Annotated in this window: 16 protein-coding genes; 6 read left to right on the top strand and 10 right to left on the bottom strand. The window is 66.6% G+C overall.

Annotation, left to right across the window (positions count from 1 at the left end; all coding sequences use genetic code 11):
• Positions 1-169: 169 nt before the first annotated feature.
• A complete protein-coding gene (locus KEC55_RS00400) occupies positions 170-1,855 on the bottom strand; it encodes a GMC family oxidoreductase (protein WP_282506295.1) in 1,686 nt (561 codons plus the stop codon).
• Positions 1,856-2,039: 184 nt separating this feature from the next.
• Between KEC55_RS00400 and KEC55_RS00395 the strand changes: the two genes are divergently transcribed.
• Together KEC55_RS00395 and KEC55_RS00390 are read left to right on the top strand one after the other, a co-directional pair.
• Positions 2,040-2,939: a LysR family transcriptional regulator gene (locus KEC55_RS00395; protein WP_282506294.1), complete on the top strand. Its 900-nt coding sequence runs from the start codon at positions 2,040-2,042 to the stop codon at positions 2,937-2,939.
• Positions 2,940-3,069: 130 nt separating this feature from the next.
• On the top strand, positions 3,070-3,603 hold the full coding sequence (locus KEC55_RS00390) for a class IV adenylate cyclase (protein WP_176049141.1): 534 nt from the start codon (positions 3,070-3,072) through the stop codon (positions 3,601-3,603).
• Positions 3,604-3,667: 64 nt separating this feature from the next.
• Here KEC55_RS00390 and KEC55_RS00385 read toward each other — a convergent pair whose 3' ends face one another.
• Positions 3,668-4,153 (bottom strand): Lrp/AsnC family transcriptional regulator, encoded by a 486-nt coding sequence (locus tag KEC55_RS00385; RefSeq protein ID WP_006408082.1) that lies wholly within the window; start codon positions 4,151-4,153, stop codon positions 3,668-3,670.
• 139 nt (positions 4,154-4,292) lie between these two features.
• On the opposite strand from KEC55_RS00385, the gene phhA reads away from it, so the two are divergent.
• Both phhA and KEC55_RS00375 read left to right on the top strand, forming a co-directional pair.
• Positions 4,293-5,186 carry a phenylalanine 4-monooxygenase gene (gene phhA, locus KEC55_RS00380; protein ID WP_282506293.1) on the top strand — a complete coding sequence of 298 codons (894 nt, stop codon included), beginning with the start codon at positions 4,293-4,295 and terminating at the stop codon, positions 5,184-5,186.
• A gap of 122 nt (positions 5,187-5,308) precedes the next feature.
• On the top strand, positions 5,309-5,617 hold the full coding sequence (locus KEC55_RS00375; RefSeq protein WP_034183819.1) for a 4a-hydroxytetrahydrobiopterin dehydratase: 309 nt from the start codon (positions 5,309-5,311) through the stop codon (positions 5,615-5,617).
• 92 nt (positions 5,618-5,709) lie between these two features.
• Here KEC55_RS00375 and KEC55_RS00370 read toward each other — a convergent pair whose 3' ends face one another.
• The gene (locus KEC55_RS00370) at positions 5,710-5,940 is read right to left on the bottom strand and encodes a DUF3717 domain-containing protein (RefSeq protein WP_034183818.1); all 231 of its coding nucleotides are present in this window, start codon (positions 5,938-5,940) and stop codon (positions 5,710-5,712) included.
• Between the two features lie 122 nt (positions 5,941-6,062).
• Between KEC55_RS00370 and KEC55_RS00365 the strand changes: the two genes are divergently transcribed.
• Positions 6,063-6,755 (top strand): response regulator, encoded by a 693-nt coding sequence (locus tag KEC55_RS00365; protein ID WP_006401494.1) that lies wholly within the window; start codon positions 6,063-6,065, stop codon positions 6,753-6,755.
• A gap of 118 nt (positions 6,756-6,873) precedes the next feature.
• The gene (locus tag KEC55_RS00360) at positions 6,874-8,358 is read left to right on the top strand and encodes a sensor histidine kinase (RefSeq protein ID WP_282506292.1); all 1,485 of its coding nucleotides are present in this window, start codon (positions 6,874-6,876) and stop codon (positions 8,356-8,358) included.
• Positions 8,359-8,501: 143 nt separating this feature from the next.
• Here the strand turns inward: KEC55_RS00360 and KEC55_RS00355 are convergent, their stop codons facing one another.
• The 7 genes from KEC55_RS00355 to mnmC form a co-directional block, all read right to left on the bottom strand.
• Positions 8,502-9,032 (bottom strand): SET domain-containing protein, encoded by a 531-nt coding sequence (locus KEC55_RS00355; protein WP_282506291.1) that lies wholly within the window; start codon positions 9,030-9,032, stop codon positions 8,502-8,504.
• 179 nt (positions 9,033-9,211) lie between these two features.
• Positions 9,212-10,324 (bottom strand): NADH:flavin oxidoreductase/NADH oxidase, encoded by a 1,113-nt coding sequence (locus KEC55_RS00350; protein ID WP_282506290.1) that lies wholly within the window; start codon positions 10,322-10,324, stop codon positions 9,212-9,214.
• Between the two features lie 213 nt (positions 10,325-10,537).
• Positions 10,538-11,248 (bottom strand): glutamine amidotransferase, encoded by a 711-nt coding sequence (locus tag KEC55_RS00345; RefSeq protein WP_282506289.1) that lies wholly within the window; start codon positions 11,246-11,248, stop codon positions 10,538-10,540.
• 28 nt (positions 11,249-11,276) lie between these two features.
• The gene (locus tag KEC55_RS00340; RefSeq protein WP_043184842.1) at positions 11,277-11,915 is read right to left on the bottom strand and encodes a MarR family winged helix-turn-helix transcriptional regulator; all 639 of its coding nucleotides are present in this window, start codon (positions 11,913-11,915) and stop codon (positions 11,277-11,279) included.
• A 507-nt stretch (positions 11,916-12,422) separates the two neighbouring features.
• Positions 12,423-13,538: a YbdK family carboxylate-amine ligase gene (locus KEC55_RS00335; protein WP_006490006.1), complete on the bottom strand. Its 1,116-nt coding sequence runs from the start codon at positions 13,536-13,538 to the stop codon at positions 12,423-12,425.
• A gap of 14 nt (positions 13,539-13,552) precedes the next feature.
• Complete coding sequence (locus KEC55_RS00330; RefSeq protein ID WP_176049151.1) at positions 13,553-14,767, bottom strand: cation:proton antiporter; 1,215 nt, start codon at positions 14,765-14,767, stop codon at positions 13,553-13,555.
• A 671-nt stretch (positions 14,768-15,438) separates the two neighbouring features.
• Positions 15,439-17,367: a bifunctional tRNA (5-methylaminomethyl-2-thiouridine)(34)-methyltransferase MnmD/FAD-dependent 5-carboxymethylaminomethyl-2-thiouridine(34) oxidoreductase MnmC gene (gene mnmC, locus KEC55_RS00325; RefSeq protein WP_282506288.1), complete on the bottom strand. Its 1,929-nt coding sequence runs from the start codon at positions 17,365-17,367 to the stop codon at positions 15,439-15,441.
• Positions 17,368-17,511: the final 144 nt, after the last annotated feature.

Here is a 17,511-nt window from a genome sequence, read left to right as displayed (position 1 = left end):
CGCGCGTTGACCTTCCGACATGCACGGCACGCAAACGATGAAAAAAGCCGCGCGATTGCGCGGCTTGCAAGGTGCGTGCCGTTCGAACAAACGCAACGGCAGCTTGTTTCGCATAGCGAATCAGCGGGCGCTTTCATGACGGCCCGCTGTCGCGCGTGTCAGCGCGCCGTCACGCGGCTGTCACCGCCGGCTCGGTTCGCACCGTCGTCGCATCGCGCGCCGCACGGCGATCGGCGCGGATCATGTCGCTCGCGCGCTCGGCAATCATCAGCGTCGGCGAATTGGTGTTGCCCGAGGTTATGAACGGCATCACCGACGCATCGACAATTCGCAGCCCGGCGATGCCGCGCACGCGCAGCCGGCTGTCGACCACCGCGCGCTCATCGTCGGCACGCCCCATCCGGCAGGTTCCGACCGGATGGAAGATCGTCGTGCCGACCGCGCCGGCCGCCTCGATCAGCTCGGCTTCGCTCCGGTATTGCGTGCCCGGCAGGATTTCCGCGGGACGATAGCGCGCGAGCGCCGGCGCGGATGCGATCCGGCGCGTCAGGCGCAGCGCGTTCGCGGCGACTTGCCGATCGTGGTCGGTCGACAGGTAGTTCGGCGCGATCGCCGGCGCGATGCCCGGATCGGCGCTCGTGACATGCACGCTGCCGCGCGATGTCGGCCGCAGATGGCAGACCGACGCCGTAAATGCGTTGAAGCTGTGCAGCGGCTCACCGAAGCGTTCGAGCGACAGCGGTTGGACGTGGTATTCGAGGTCTGGGCGCGTGAGCGCAGGATCATCCGGATCGGATTTAGCGAACGCGCCGAGCTGCGACGGCGCCATCGACATCGGCCCGCGCTGCAGCAACGCATATTCGGCGCCGATCATCAGCTTGCCCCACCAGTGCGCGGACAGCGTATTGAGCGTGCGCACGCCCTCGACGCGAAACGCCATCCGCAACTGCAGGTGATCCTGCAGGTTTTCGCCGACGCCCGGCAAATCCTGCACGACGTCGATGCCGAGCGCCTGCAGCCGACGGCCGTCGCCGATCCCTGACAGTTCGAGCAGTTGCGGCGAATTCACCGCGCCGGACGTCAGCAGCACTTCCGAGCGCGCCCGCGCGACGTAATCGGTGCCGCCGCCGCGATACTCGACGCCGACCGCGCGCCGCCCCTCGAAGATCACGCGCTGCGCCTGAGCGCCGGTGATCACGGTCAGGTTCGGCCTGGCCATTGCGGGACGCAGGAATGCCTTCGACGTATTCCAGCGGACGCCGCGTTTCTGGTTCACCTCGAAATAGCCGACCCCGGTATTGTCGCCGCGGTTGAAATCGTCGGTGGCGGGGATGCCCGTCTGCTGCGCGGCCTGCGCGAACGATTCGAGGATTTCCCAGCGCAGCCGCTGTTTCTCGACGCGCCAGTAGCCGCCCGCGCCGTGCGCATCGCTCGCGCCCGCATGGTGGTCCTCGCTGCGCTTGAAGATCGGCAGCACGCTGTCCCACGACCAGCCGGCGTCGCCGGTGGCCTCCGCCCAGCTGTCGTAATCCTCGCACTGGCCGCGCATGTAGATCATTCCGTTGATCGACGAGCAGCCGCCGAGCACGCGGCCGCGCGGATACGACAGCGCGCGGCCGTTGAGCGCCGCTTCGGGTTGCGTCTTGTACAGCCAGTCGGTGCGCGGGTTGCCGATGCAATACAGATAGCCGACCGGGATATGGATCCAGTGATAGTCGTCCTTGCCGCCTGCCTCGAGCAGCAGGACGTGGATGTCGGGATCCTCGGTCAGGCGGTTCGCGAGCACGCAACCCGCGGTGCCCGCGCCGACGATCACGTAATCGAATTCGCCTTCGAGCGTGCGTGGAGTACTCACGGCGTGTCCCCTTCTTCCTTGTTGTACGGCGCGCGGCGCGGTGCCGCGCGCATTTTCAGCATAGTGCGTCGCGGGCCGCGCTGGCGGCCGCGCGCCGCGACCCGAGGAAGCGTACTCCCGCCGCCGGCCGCCGATCCAATGAGTTATGCTGAACTGCGTTATAAGCTGCGCTCATATCACGACGATGGATCTCACCCTGCTCCGCGCGTTCGCGACGGTCGCGCGCGAAGGCAACCTGACGCGCGCCGCCGCGCAGCTGCACCTGACGCAGCCGGCCGTCAGCCTGCAGATCAAGCATCTGCAGGAACTGCTCGGCGTCACGCTGTTCACGCGCACGTCGCGCGGGCTTGCGCTCACGCGCGACGGCCAGACGCTGCTGCCGCACGCGGAACGCGCGCTCGCCGCGGCCGCCGACGTGCAGCGCGCCGCTGCTGCGCTGCGGCATGAGGTGCGCGGCCGGCTGCGTGTCGGCACGATCCTCGATCCGGGCTTCCTGCGGCTCGGCGGCTTCCTGCGCGCGCTGGTCGAAACCCATCCGCAGATCGAGACGGCGCTGCGGCACGGGATGTCGGGCTGGGTGATCGAACAGGTGCGCGCACGCGCGCTCGACGTCGGCTACTACATCGGCCGTCCGGGCGAGGACGATTCGCTCGACGGCACACTGTTCCACACCGTCACGCTCACGCATTTCCAGTACCGCGTACTCGCGCCGGCCGGCTGGAAGGAGCGCGTGCAGCGTGCGCACGACTGGCGCGCGCTCGCCACGCTGCCGTGGATCTGGACGCCGCCGGCGTCCGCGCACCACCGGCTGCTGTCGCGGCGCTTCGCGGATGCCGGCGCGCAACCGGTGAAGGTCGCCGAAGTCGACCAGGAGCAGTCGATGCTCGACCTCGTCAAATCGGGGATCGGATTGACGCTCGCGCGCGACTCGACCGCGCTGGCCGAAGCGCACGCGCACGCACTGACGATCGTCGAGCGCGTGACGGTGCCCACCGAGCTAACGTTCGTGACGCTCGCCGAGCGGCGCGACGAACCGGCGATCGCGGCCGCGCTGCGGCTGATCGAGGCCCAGTGGGCGATATGAGCGGCGCTGATGAAGCAGCTTCCGCGCGCGGACGCGTCATCGCGCCACACCGGCCGTCACGCCAGCGTCTCCGCGTTTTTGCTAGATTGTGCGTTCGCACACCGCGAGACCCCGATTGAAGGAGACCCGCATGGCCCGCAACATCGAGATCAAAGCCCGCGCCCGTGAATTCGACCGGCTGCGCGAACAGGCTGCCAAGCTCGCGACCGAAGCGCCGCTGTTCTACCGCCAGCAGGATTTCTTCTATGACGTGCCGCGCGGCCGGCTGAAGCTGCGCCGCTTCGAGGACGGCACGCCGGCCGAGCTGATCTTCTATCAGCGCGACGACCGCGACGGCCCGAAGGCGTCGTACTACACGCGCAGCCCCGTGACGAACCCCGACGCGATGCATTCGCTGCTCGCGACCGCGCTGACCACGCGCGGAATCGTGACGAAGGAACGGCACGTGTACCTCGCGGGCCGCACGCGCATCCACCTCGACCGCGTGGACGGTCTCGGCGATTTCATCGAACTGGAAGTCGTGCTCGGCCCGGACGACGATGAAGCCGGCGGCGAAGCCGAAGCGCACGACGTGTTCGCGAAGCTCGGCGTGGCGCAGGACGATCTCGTCGCGGTTGCATACGTCGACCTGCTGAACGCCGACACGCAGCACGAACCGGCCTGATCCGTCCCCACGACGGGCGGTGCGGCACGGCCGCCTTCAGCCCTGCCGCCGCCTCATCACTGCTTCAAGCGGCGCCGGGCGCCAAGTGCGCGAGCGGCAGCGCGCCGTTGCGCTTGAAGGTCGTCAGCACGATGTTCGAGCGCACGCTGTCGACGCCCGGCACGCGCATCAGCTTCTTCATCACGAACTGCGACAGCGCGTTCAGGTCGGGCGCGACGATCCGCAGCAGGTAGTCGGCATCGCCCACCACCGCATGGCATTCGAGCACTTCGGGCAGCACGTCGATCTGCTGCTGGAACTGCTCGATGATCGAATCGCCGTGGTGCTTGAGCTTCAGGCTGGTGAACGCTGTGACGCCAAGCCCGAGCTTTTCGGGCCGCAGCATCACGCGATAGCCTTCGATCACGCCGGCCGCCTCGAGCCGCTGTAGCCGCCGGCCGATCTGCGACGGCGACAGCGGCACCTCCTCGCCGAGCTGCTGATGCGTCGCGCGACCGAAGCGCTGCAGCACGTCCAGCAGCGCGAGATCGAAGTGATCGAGTTCCAGCATGAGCATTCTCCGCATTGATTCGTGAGTTGATGCGCGATTATCGCATCAACCGGCAAATCAACGCCAACTATGCGCCCATTCCGCGCACGGCCCGCTCTACACTTGCATGGTTACCCACCACAGCGTGCAGAGCCTGATCATGTCCACCGTCGTCACCGCGAAACTGCAGGAGCAGTTCGACGCGGGCCTCGAAACCCGTGCAGATTTCACCATCGACCAGCCATTGCAGCGCTACGGCCAGGTCGACCACGCGGTGTGGAAGCAGCTCTATGCACGCCAGTCGGCGCTGCTGCGCGGTCGCGCGTGCGACGCATTCGTCGCGGGGCTGGGCAAGATCGACCTGCCGGCCGACCGCGTGCCGTCGTTCGCCGACGTGAACCGCCAGCTGAAGCCCGCGACCGGCTGGGAGATCGTCGCGGTGCCCGGCCTCGTGCCCGATCGCGTGTTCTTCGAGCACCTCGCGAACCGGCGCTTCCCGGTCACCTGGTGGATGCGGCGCCCCGACCAGCTCGACTACCTGCAGGAACCCGACTGCTTCCACGACCTGTTCGGCCACGTGCCACTGCTGATCGACCCGGTGTTCGCCGACTACATGCAGGCGTACGGCCGCACCGCGCTCGCGGTCGCCGACGACGAAGCGGCGCTGGCGCGGCTCGCGCGGCTCTACTGGTATACGGTGGAATTCGGGCTGATCCGCGACCCGCGCGGCACGAACGGGCTGTCGATCTACGGCGCCGGGATCGTGTCGAGCAAGGGCGAAAGCCTGTACAGCCTCGAAAGCGCGGCGCCGAACCGGCTCGGTTTCGACCTCGAGCGCGTGATGCGCACGAAGTACCGGATCGACACGTTCCAGAAGACCTACTTCGTGATCGAAGATTTCGCGCAACTGTTCGCGCTCGCCGACGTCGACGGCCGCGCGCTGGCCGACCGGCTGGCGGCGCTGCCCGAGTTCGCGGCCGGCGCGGTGCTCGATACCGATCGCGTGCTGCACCGCGGCACGGGCGAAGGCTGGCCCGACGACGCCGACGCGTGACGCTTCAGGGCGCCGAGGCCGGCGCCCGTCACCCTTCCCGCAACTATGAAACAATGACCGGTGCCGGCTTCGCCGCGCGGCGCAGCCGTGCGCGGGCGCCGCTACCGAACGAGAGGTGCAAGATGATCCACAAGCTCACATCAGAAGAACGCAAGACACGGCTCGAGGGCCTGCCGCTCTGGACGGCCGTGCCGGGCCGCGACGCGATCCAGCGCAGCCTGCGCTTCGCCGATTTCAACGAAGCCTTCGGCTTCATGACGCGCGTGGCGATCAAGGCGCAGGAAATGAACCACCATCCGGAATGGTTCAACGTGTACAACCGCGTCGACGTCACGCTGTCGACCCACGACGCCGACGGCCTGACCGAACGCGATATCGAACTGGCCCTGTTCATCGATCGTGCCGGCGCGCACGCAAAACCGGCCGCCTGAGGCTTTCCTCTACCGCCGCGCGTCTTTCGATGCGCGGCGCGTCAACTTTTCATTTCGATGAACGTTTTCTAGGATGTAGTCAGCGAAAGCCTTCAGCTTTCCAAGCCATCCTTAAGGCGCACGTAAGTCTCGTATGCTTTCCGTGCCTTGGGGTCCAAACCTTCCAGTTGCAGCGCGCTTTCGCGCTGTACAATCAGCAGCGCATACGGCTTGGAGAGCGCGCTGGCCTCTTCGCAGAGTTTGAGTTCGTCGCCGCTCGACGGCGAGCGGGCGCGCCAGAAATTGATCGCGGCTTCAAGGTCGTTGATCGAAATATCGGACATGATTGGATTTAATCGTTCGCTGGCCGCCATGCTTGATGTCACGCGATGCGGCGCCCCTGTGGAAACGGCTTCGTGCTGTCCGCGTGCCTGAACCGCCAACCCATTGTACTTGAGCGAACTTCATGCGACTCCTTCTGATCGAAGACGACCGCCCCATCGCACGCGGTATCCAGAGCAGCCTCGAGCAGGCTGGCTTCACCGTCGACATGGTGCATGACGGCATTTTTGCCGAACAGGCGCTGGCACAAAACCGCCACGAACTCGTGATCCTCGACCTCGGCCTGCCGGGCATCGACGGGATGACGCTGCTCACGCGTTTCCGCCAGACCAACCGCCACACGCCCGTCATCGTGCTGACCGCACGCGACGAGCTGAACGACCGGATCCAGGGCCTGAACTCGGGCGCCGACGACTACATGCTCAAGCCGTTCGAGCCGGCCGAGCTCGAGGCGCGCATCCGCGCGGTGATGCGCCGCAGCGGCCCGCACAGCGACATGCCGCGCCCGGAAGTGTCGCTCGGCGGCGTCCGCCTGTCGGGCGTCGATCGCCGCATCTTCAACGACGACAAGCCGCTTGAGCTGTCGCCGCGCGAATTCGCGGTGCTCGAGATGCTGCTGCTGCGCCACGGCCGCGTCGTCAGCAAGGCCCAGCTGCAGGATCACCTCACGCACTTCGGCGGCGATCTCGGCGACACCGCGATCGAAGTCTACGTGCACCGCGTACGCAAGAAACTCGAGCAGTGCCGTGTCGAAATCGTCACGGTGCGCGGCTTCGGCTACCTGCTGCAGGAAATCCGCCAGACGGCGAGCGTCTGAGCGGCGCCGCGCGCCGGCCGGCCGCGTGCCGCCGGCGTGTGCGCCCTGCTCCGCGTCGCCGCCCGGCGCACGACCGCGCCGCTCCCCGTGAGCGGCGCTTATCCATTTGCCCGTCGAAATGTCTCCTGATCCGGCTGTGACCACCAGCCTGCGCCGCTCGCTGCTCCGGCGCCTCGCCGCCCCGCTGTCGATGCTCGCGCTGATGAGCGGCCTGATCGCCTACTGGCTCGCGTGGCAATACACGCAGCACGTGATCGACCGCTCGCTCGCCGATCTCGCCACCGCCATCTCCAAACAGATCCAGATCGCCGGCCCCGACGCGCCGTTCACGGTGCCGCCGCTCGCGCAGGCGATGTTCTCCGATCCCGCCGAAGCGCTGATCTACCGGATCAGCGACGGCGAGCAGGAACTTGCCGGCGATCCGAAGCTGCCGCTGCAGGGCATCAACGTGCGCCGCATGCATCACGCGTACGTGTTCGAGGCCGAGTACGACAACCGCGCGGTGCGCGTCGCGCAGGTGCGCGTCGACGACGTCGAGGGCGGCAAGCCGATGGTCGTCGAAGTCGCGCAGCCGGTGCGGCACCGCTACCGGATCGCGGCCGAATTCCTCGTCGCGATCATGATGCCGCTGCTGCTGCTGCTGCTCGCGGGCTGGGGCATCGTGTGGCGCGTCGTGAACCAGCAGCTCGGCCCGCTCACGCATCTGGCCGATTCGCTGAACCGGCAGACCCACACGTCGCTGGAACCGGTCGACGAAACCGAGGTGCCGCTGGAAATCCGGCCGCTGACGAGCGCGATGAACGCCCTGCTCGGCCGCCTGAAGACCGCGCTCGACGCGCAGCGCAAGTTCATCGCCGATGCCGCGCACCAGCTGCGCACGCCGCTCACGGCCGTGAAGCTGCATGCCGAGCAGGCCGCCGTCGCGCGCGATCCGCACCAGACCTTCGCCGCGGTGCGCGAGTTGCGCGCGGCCGCCGACCGTGCGGTGCGCCTGTCCAACCAGTTGTTGTCGCTCGCCCGCGCGGAACCCGGCGAACAGGCCGCACGCTTCGTCGACGTCGACCTCGCGGCGATGGCGTTCGAGACCGGTGCCGAATGGGTGCCGCGCGCGCTCGCGTCGCATGTCGATCTCGGCTTCCAGCGCACCGACGGCGCGGACGACGACGAAAAGCTGACCGTGCGCGGCAACCCCGTGCTGCTGCGCGAGGTGATCGCGAACCTGCTCGACAATGCGCTGAAATACGTGCCGCTCGCGCGGCCGGACGGTGCGCGGATCACGGTGAATGTCGCGCGCGGCGCGCTCGAGGATGGCCAGCCGGCTGCCGAGATCGTCGTGGAAGACAACGGCCCCGGCGTGCCCGCGAACCAGCAGGCCGACCTGTTCAAGCGCTTCTTCCGCGGCGACGCGCAAAGCGGCAACGGCGTCGAGACGGGTGCCGGGCTTGGCCTGGCGATCGTGCATGACATCATCGCGATGCACGGTGGCACCGTGTCGTACCAGGACGCGTCGGAGGGTGGTTCGCGCTTCGTGGTGCGCGTGCCGCTCGCCTTGCAGACGGAGAAGCCGGCCAGCGAAACGCCCGCTGCGGCGTCGACGCACTGAGCTTGAGCTGAACGATTCGCGGCGGCAACCGCCGGCCCGTTGGCCGGGCCGCCCGCCGGATACGGGAAGCAGGAAGGACGATCACGGCGCGGCAACCGCCCGCCAAAACGACAACGGCGGCGCATGGTGCGCCGCCGCCTGCCTTACTTCTTGCTCTTCTTGTCTTTCGACCTGGACTCGGACTTGCCGTCCTTCTTGTCCTTCTTCTTTTTCTTCTTCCCGCCTTCATCCGACGTCGCGAGCAGCGTGCCGCGGCACGACGCCGCACCGCAATGGCACGCGTATTCGCGCTTGAGCGTCTTCGTCAGCTTCGCGTCGATCACGAGGCCGTAGTCGTAGAACAGCTCCTCTTCCGGCCCGATGTCGCGCAGCGCGTGGATGAACACGCGGCCTTTGACTTCCTCGGCTTCGCAGTTCGGCGCGCACGAATGGTTGATCCAGCGCGCGCTGTTGCCGTCGATCTTGCCGTCGATCACGCCGCCTTCGTCCAGTGCGAAGTAGAACGTATGGTTCGGTTCGCTCGGGTCGTGCGGATGGCGGCGCAGCGCTTCCTTCCACGAGATTCGCTCGCCCTTGTATTCCACTACGCGCTCGCCGGCCTTGATCGGCGCCACGGCGAACACGCCCTTGCCGTGTACTCCCGAGCGGCGCACCGCGATCCTGCGTGAACTCATCGAACGAATCCTTGTGAAGACGACTTGAATGAAAGCGGCCGCGATCGCGGCCTGGCGTCGCGCCAAACGAAAACGCGGCACCGGTTGGTGCCGCGTCGGGGCATGCGGCGAATCACCCGCATCCTACACGTTCACGATTGCTTCGTTCAACATCGCGCGCAATATTGCACGCCGGACGCTCAACGCTGGCCGAATGCGATGTCGCCGAACAACGCCTTGTGCTCGCGCGGCTGCGAACGCCAGTATTGCGGCGGCGCCGTCACCTGCGCGCCGAGCTCGGCCGCCGCATGCCACGGCCAGCGCGGGTCGTACAGCATCGCGCGCGCCATCGCGATAAAGTCGACATCGCCGGCTTCGATCAGCCGGTTCGCGTGCTCGGGCTCGTTGATCAGGCCGACCGCCATCGTCGGCATGCCGACCGCGCGTTTCACCGCCTGCGCGAACGGCACCTGGTAGCCGGGCGACAGCGGAATCTTCTGCAGCGGCGACACGCCGCCGGACGACACGTCGATCCAGTCGCAGCCGCGCCGCTTCAGCTCGTGCGCGAACGCGATCGTATCGTCGAGCTCCCAGCCGCCTTCGACCCAGTCGGTCGCGGACACGCGCACGCCAACCGGCCGGTCCTCCGGAAACGCCGCGCGCACGATCTCGTAGATTTCGAGCGGAAAACGCATCCGGTTCTCGCGCGAGCCACCGTATTCGTCGGTACGCTGGTTTGCGAGCGGCGACAGGAACTGGTGCAGCAGATAGCCGTGCGCCGCATGTACTTCGAGCGCGTCAATGCCGAGCCGTGCCGCACGCTTCGCCGACGCCGCGAACGCTTCGCGGATGCGATTCAGGCCCGCGGCATCGAGCGCGAGCGGCGGCGTCTCGCCGTCCTTGTGCGGCACGGCCGACGGCCCGTGCGGCAGCCAGCCGCCGTCGGCAACCGATATCAGCTGGCCGCCCTCCCACGGCACGGCGCTCGACGCCTTGCGCCCAGCATGCGACAGCTGCATCGCGACGCGGACTGGCGAATGCTTGCGGATCGCGGCCAGCACGGGCTTCAGCGCGGCTTCGGTCACGTCGTCCCAGAGACCGAGGTCGCCGTGCGTGATGCGCCCGTCGGGTTCCACTGCCGTCGCCTCGATGCACAGCAGCCCCGCGCCCGACAGCGCGAGATGGCCGAGGTGGATCATGTGCCAGTCGGTCGCTTCACCGCGTTCGGCCGAGTACTGGCACATCGGGGAGATCACGATCCGGTTCGGAAGGGTCACGCCGCGCAGCGTGAATGGAGAAAACAGCGCAGTCATGGAAGCCGCTCGCCTGGAAAGGGAATGAGCGGACGAGCGTAGCACGCAGCCCCAAAGCCTGCAGATGGCGCAACCGGCAGTAAGCGGATGGTCAGGCAGGGCAAGTGAAGGGGGGCCGGCGATGCGTCAAATGCGCGGCGTACAGCGAGGCGCCGGCCTGCAATCGATGCAGGCCGGGCTGGACCTTCGCGGCAAACAGCGCCGCGCGCGGCGTCAGAGCCCGACGCTGTCGAGCCACTCCCCGAACATGCGTCGCGCAGCCGTTTCGAGCACGGGGCCGTGCTGCGCGGTATCGGCACGCAACTGGCGTGCATCGATACCGGGCATCGCCGCGATTTCTCCGGCGTTCGCGATCAGCCAGGGTTCGAAACGGTCGGTACGGATTTCCGGATGGCATTGCAGCGCCAGCACGTGCTGCCCCCAAGCGAATGCCTGGTGGCGGCACGCCGGCGTCGACGCGAGATGGATCGCGCCGCCCGGCAGGTCGAACGTATCGCCGTGCCAGTGGAGCATCGACGTCGCCGCGCCATCGAGATGACGCAGCGGCGACGCGCGGCCTGCATCGGTGAGCGCCAGCGGCGCCCAGCCGAGTTCGTGCTGCGCGGCCGGATAGACGCGTGCACCGAGCGCCCGCGCGATGAACTGCGCGCCGAGGCAAATGCCGAGGATCGGCAGCCCTGCGTCGATGCGCTGCCGGACGAGCGTCAGAAGCGGCGCGATCGTCGGATACTGCGCATCGTCGTAGACGCTGATCGGCCCGCCGAGCACGACGAACAGCGACGGCTCGAGCACGTCGAGCACCTCGACCCGCGACGATCCGACGTCGACATAGCGCACCCGCCTCCCCCGTTCGCCGAGCACCTGCTCGAAGCTCCCGAGATCCTCGAAATGCACATGGCGGATCGCCACGACTTCAGCGTTCATCATCGGCCTCCCGGTCGATCGACGGACGTCAGCCGGCGAAAATCTTCCAGGTCTTCTTCTGCGTCGCCGCGTCGGCTTCTTCCTGCACCGAGCAGTCGAGACGCAGATCGCTGTCCGACATCGAGATGTCGAGCGCCGCGCAGTGATGCACGGTCTTCTTCGACAGCTTGCCCGGCTGGAAGTGGGCGCACGTCACGCACATGCGTTGCGGCGGCGTCGCACCGGCCACCTGCAGCTCGCGCAGCGTCTTCAGCAGCGCGCGGTACAGCGCGCCCTGCTCGTCCGCGCCGAGCTTGCCGACCGCCTTCGTCAGGAATTCAGGCCATTGCAGCGCCTTCTTCGCGGCGGTCCGGCCACGCGCCGACAGACGCACGGCCAGTGCACGGCCGTCGTCCAGCGCACGGCGCTTCTCGACGAGCCCCTTCGTCTCGAGCGTGCTGACCGCATCGCTCGTGGTTGCCGCGGTGAGCTGAGTCTCGCGCGCGATCTCGCCGAGCCGCATCGGGCCCTTGCGCTGCAGCAGCAGCACGAGAATCTCGCCCTGCGTCGGCGTGAGGCCAGCGCCCTCCGCCCAATCCCATGCCTGGCTTCGCATGGCCGTACTCAACCGCAGCAGGCTGTGGGTCACACGTCCCGAAGCCTGGTTCCCGTAAACGCCTTCGCTCATAGTCTTTTCGCTTTGCCGCCGCCCGGGTTGCCGAGCGGCCGTAGTGTGGAGATCGAATGTCTATCTCAAAACAGACGCGCTCTCTCGAGTGCGTCAGCACGGCCGTCGCGAGGCACACGCGGCGGTCGCGTTCGCGGCGACCGGAGAGACACGCGTCGTTCCGGTGTCCGCAAAGCCGATATTCTAAGCGAGAGCGGAAAATCGCACAGCTAAGTTATCCCCTGCATTCTGTGGAAAATCGCTGGATAACTGAAATTTTTCGTTGTGCCTGTTATGCCGCGCGCCCGCGGAACGGGGCGCGCCAGCATTTTCCTGTTCGGATCGGCCATCGATCCGGTGGGTTTGATCCACCGGGTTATCCCGCGCACAGATCGTTGACTTTGCAGCGGAATATCGGGTTATCCACAGATTTTCAGGACGCCTGGCAACGATTACGGCCTGAAATGGCGCCAACCGGCGTTCAGCGAATCGCGACGCGGTCGAGCCTGCAATCTGCAAAACATTTTTTCACTCACGCCAACGTAAGCACTGCTGCCGGACCGTCTCGTTCAGCGATTTTTCCTGTTTGAAAACGGTTCTCAACCACGATGCGTCGTTCACGCGTGCTTTCGCGAGCGCGCCGATCTCGTCGAGCGCCGCGCGCGACCCGAGCGCGGCTGCATGCGGCGCGATCCGGTCGAGCGTGTCGAGGATGTCTTCCGCGATCGTACGGCGCTCACCCGTCTGAGGATTCACGCAGGTGCCCTCTAGCCCGAAGCGGCACGCTTCGAAACGGTTGAACGTGTAGACGAGGTAATCGTCCTCCGACAGCTTCAGGGGCCGGTCGGTCAGCAGGTAGCGTGCGAGCGTCTGGATGTAGCAGGCGATCGCCGCCGCGCGGTCGACCGACAGCGGCGTATCCATCACGCGCACCTCGATCGTGCCGTAGCCGGGCTTCGGGCGGATGTCCCAGTAGAAGTCCTTCATCGAATTGACGACACCCGTGTTCACCATCTTCGTGAAGTACTCCTCGAAGCTGTCCCAGGTCAGCACGAACGGCGCACGGCCCGACAGCGGGAACGCGAACACCGAATTCAGGCGTGCCGAATGGAAGCCCGTGTCGACGTTCTGCACGAACGGCGACGATGCGGACAGCGCGATGAAGTGCGGAATGAAGCGCGACATCGAGTGCAGCAGGAACAGCGCGCTGTCCGGATCGGGACAGCCGATGTGCACGTGCTGGCCGAACACGGTGAACTGCTTCGCGAGATAGCCGTACAGCTCGGAGATGTACTGGAAGCGCGGCGCATCGTAGATCTGCCGGTCGCTCCATTGCTGGAACGCATGCGTGCCGCCGCCGGCAAGCCCGACGTTGAGCTGGTCGGCCGCCTTCACGAGCACGTCGCGGATCGCATGCAGCTCGCTGACGGCCTGCTCGTGCGAATGGCAGATGCCGGTCGACAGCTCGATCATGCTCTCGGTGATTTCCGGCGTGATGTTGCCCGGAAAGGTCTCGCCCTGGATCAGGCGCATCAGGTCGGATGCAGCCTTGGTCAGGTCGTAGTTGTGCGTGTTGACGACCTGGATCTCCAGTTCGACGCCGAACGTGAACGGTTCGGAATTGACGAAGGTTTCGAGTGCCATGGCAGGTTCCGGAATCAGTTGCTGTCGCTGCGTTCACCGACCGCCGACAGGCAGCGGTAGACGACGAACGGGCTGACGAGCTGCAGGATCACGATCGAGCACATCACGATCGCGCGCAGGTGCGGGTCGAAATTCGGGTAGAGCTGGTACGTATCGTCGACGAGCAGGTACGACAGTGCTGACATCGGTGTCAGCGCGATGCCGAGCGCAATGCCCTGCTTCATCCCGAGGCCGCTCGGCTTCGCGAACGCGACGACGCCGGCCAGCTTCGCGGCGAGCCGCGTGACGATCAGCACGATCGCGAGCAGCCCGCCGAGCGCGATGTCGCCCCAGGTGAACGACGTGAGCGTCAGCACGAACAGGACCACCGTCAGCAGCCAGCCGGCCGTGCCGAAATGCTCCGGCCACAGCTGCGGCCGCGCTTCGAGGTTCTTCACGATGATGCCGGCGAGCAGCAGCGTGAGCAGCGTCGACAGCTTCAATGCCTGTGCGACCGCGATCGCGAGCATCACGAGCCCGAACAGCGCGACGAACGAATGCTCGTCGCGCATCGTCGCGGTCATGTGGCGGAACAGGTAGTTGCACGAACGCGCGACGAGATACGCGACGATGAACGAACCGGCGATCAGGTAGAGCGGTTGCAGGATCGTCGCGAAAACGTTGCCGTACGCTTCCTGGTGAAGCCAGCTCGTCACGAGCTTGGTCAGCACGATCGCGTACACGCTATTGAGCGCGGTGAGCGTGATGAGACGTTGCGACACCTGCCCTTCCGCGCGCAGCTCGGTCTTGAGCTGGATCACCATCGACGGCGACGTGGCGATCGCGATCGCCGACAGCACGAGCGCGACCATCCCCGACACGCCGAGCGCGAGCATCACGAACAGCACGAGCACGAACGTCAGCGTGGCTTCCGCGAGACTCGACGCGACGAGCCACGGATTACGCCGGATCCAGCGCAGGTCGAGGCGGCTGCCGAGTTCGAACAGCAGCAGGCCGAGCGCGACATCCATCAGCAGCCGCGACGTTTCGTCGGTGCTGGCATCGATCACGCCGAATCCGAACGAACCGGCAATCAGACCGATCACCGCGTAACCGGTGATGCGCGGCAGACGCCACGCGCGGTAGCACAGCTCGCCACACAGGCCGGCCGCGAACAGCGCGAGCCCGGCCCAGAACACGGCATCCGGCGCAAGCGGCCAGTTGGGCAGGAATGAGAACGCCGACTTCATCGTGGTGACTTCTCCTTTGGAAGCAACCGCCAGCGACACGGGGTCAAGCGTCAGAAATGGATGCGCGCCGGCTGGGAATCGCCCCGAATGTGATTGTTGTGGTCGACGACGGCGGTACATGGGATCCGCCTGTTCCGCCATCGGGCGGAACGTCGTACAGGTTGCCGATCTGGATTGTCGGCCTGGTGTGTGAACGGACTGCGCAGTCTCGAAGATTCAGATTCGAAATCGTGCCGACCGTTCCATTGAAGCATGTCCGGCGCCTGGCCGAACGATCGCGAAGGAAACCGATTGTGCCACAGCTTTTTCGCTCTGGAACCGATTGAATCGACTCGCGGCCCTGTGCGGCACCGCAGGTCTTTGGTTTCAAAGGTTTACTTGTATATATACGTAGTAGAAGTTAACAAAGGGCGCACAGTTCTGTGGATAACTTCGGTTTACGCTGACGGATCAAGGCCTTGGCGAAACCATAACCGGTTGCACAGGCTGTTCGTGCACAGACATTTGAGTTGAGCAACTTTCGGGCCGCTTCACAGCTGTGCCGAGTTGCCCAGTTTACGTCCACTGTGATTGCACACGAACTGCGCGCGGATTCCGCGCGGTTATCCACAGCGTGGCGTGGATAACCTTGCGCGAAAAAATCGGGAGACTGTGAGCGATTCGCGTGCCGGTCAGCCGGCGGAACCGACGCGGCGCGCGCGCAGGGCGCGGATCAGGAAGCGTGCGGGGTCGACGGCGTCGGCAAGTTCGCGCTCGAGCGGCCACGGCTCGCCTTCGAGTTGCGACGCGATCAGTTCGGCGCCGAGTGCGGCCCATACGAGGCCGCGCGAGCCAAAGCCGAATGCGCCATAGAGGCCGGGTGTTCGTGGCAAATCGCGCGCCTGCGCACCGCCCAGCGCGCGTGCGTTCGCGAGGGCCTGCGCTTCGTCGGCGAGCGGGCCGAAGAGCGGCAGGCGGTCGCCGACGACCCAGCGGAACGCGACGCGGCCGCCCAGCGTGGCCGGATCCGGCAGGTCGCCGATCAGGCCCGGCAGCAGGTGCCGAACGCGATCGAGGTTTTCGACGTGGCCGGCCGTGCGCATCGCGGGATCGACGTCGTCGGGTTCGAACGTGGCGCCGATCAGCAGCGTGCCGTCGTCGAGCGGCACCGCGTAACCGTCGCCGATCGTCGGGCATGGCAGCGGCGCCGTGGTGCCCGGCGGCAGCAGCGTGAGCTGGCCGCGTACCGGTTGCAGCGCGACATGCTGCAACCCGGCAAGACGCGCGGCGTCGCCCGCGTTCGCGAGCACGACGACGGGCGCTTCGGCCAGCGTGCCGCCTGCATCGTCGAGTGCATGCCATGCATCGCCGCGCCGCTCGAGCCGCGCCACGCCGGTGGAGGCAAGCAGGCGTACGCGCTCGCCGGCCGCCGCGTATTGCGCGGCACACAGCCCGGCCGGCCAGACGGCGCCACCGTGCGGAAACAGCAGGCCGCCATGCGCGACCGGCAGGTTCAGATGCGCACGCGCGGCATCGGTATCGAGCAGCGTCACATAGTCGGACGGTGCGCCGAACGCATCGAATGCGTCACGCATCCGCGCGAAGTCGTCGGCCGATTCGGCGAGATGCATCATCCCGTGCGTGCTGCGCGCGAACGCATGTCCCGCGCGTTCGAGTGCGCGCCAGCGTGCAATCGCGTGCAGGAAGCCGCTGCGCGTAAGCCGGCTCGCGACGTTGTCGTCGCGTGTCATCAGCGGATGGAATACGCCGGCAGGATTGCCGGATGCTTCGCTCGCGATCCGTTCGTGCCGCTCGATCAGCGTGACGTCCCAGCCGCGCGCGGCCAGGCGTTCGACGACCGCGCAACCGGCCAGGCCCGCGCCGATCACGATCGCGCGACGCGTCGTAACGGGCAGTGCGCGCGGCGGTTCGTGCCGGCGCGAACGCCAGCGCGGCGCATATTCGCCGACGAGACGATCGTCGACTTCGCGACACGTGAAACCTGTTTCGCCAAATGCGTGCTTTATGTCGTCGGAACGTGCATGCGAGACAAACGTTGCATCGTCGCCGGCCATCTTCGCGAGCGCGCGGATCACGTCGGTCGATGACGTCGCGCCATCGAGATAGAACGCATCGGCGCGCACGACGAGCTTCTTCAACAGGTCGAGCGCCTCATCGCCGAACGCGAGCGTGAGTACCACGCGCCCTTCGTCGAATTCGAGCCGGTGCAGGCCCGGCACGAGCATCGGCCATGCGTCGATCAATGCATCGGCGTCTGCCGATATGGTTGTGTGTGCAACCATATGGGAAACCGCGCGACGCAAGTCTTCGCGTGAGAACGGATGCGGTTCGACCGCGACGAAATGCAGTCGCTCGCAGCGCACGGGATCGTCGCGCCACGCGGCCCAGGTTGCGAGGAAGCTGGCGCCCGCGCCGAATTCCGTCGCGACGATCGTGAACGTGCGACGCTGCTGCCAGCGCGCCGGCATCCCGTTTTCCGCGACGAACGCGTGATGCGCGAGCGTGCCCGAGGCACTGCGATGGAGCTCGCCGAACTCGGGCGAGACGAGCGTGCCGTCGTCGCGAAGCGCGAGCGTGGCGGGTACAAGTCGGTCGGGCATGCGAAACAAAAAACGTGGCAGCCAAGCCTGGCAAGGGATTGCGCGGAGCCGTCCGACCGGCCGTTGGAAAAGGGCAACGGGGCGGCGCATGGGCGGACGGCGCTGCGTATCCTGTCCGGTTGGCGCAGGTCAAAAAACGGGCAA

The sequence above is a fragment of the Burkholderia cepacia genome, from assembly GCF_029962485.1.
Classification (GTDB): domain Bacteria; phylum Pseudomonadota; class Gammaproteobacteria; order Burkholderiales; family Burkholderiaceae; genus Burkholderia.
The sequence above is the reverse complement of the archived record's forward strand: the minus strand, read 5'-3'. Positions and strand labels throughout refer to the sequence as shown.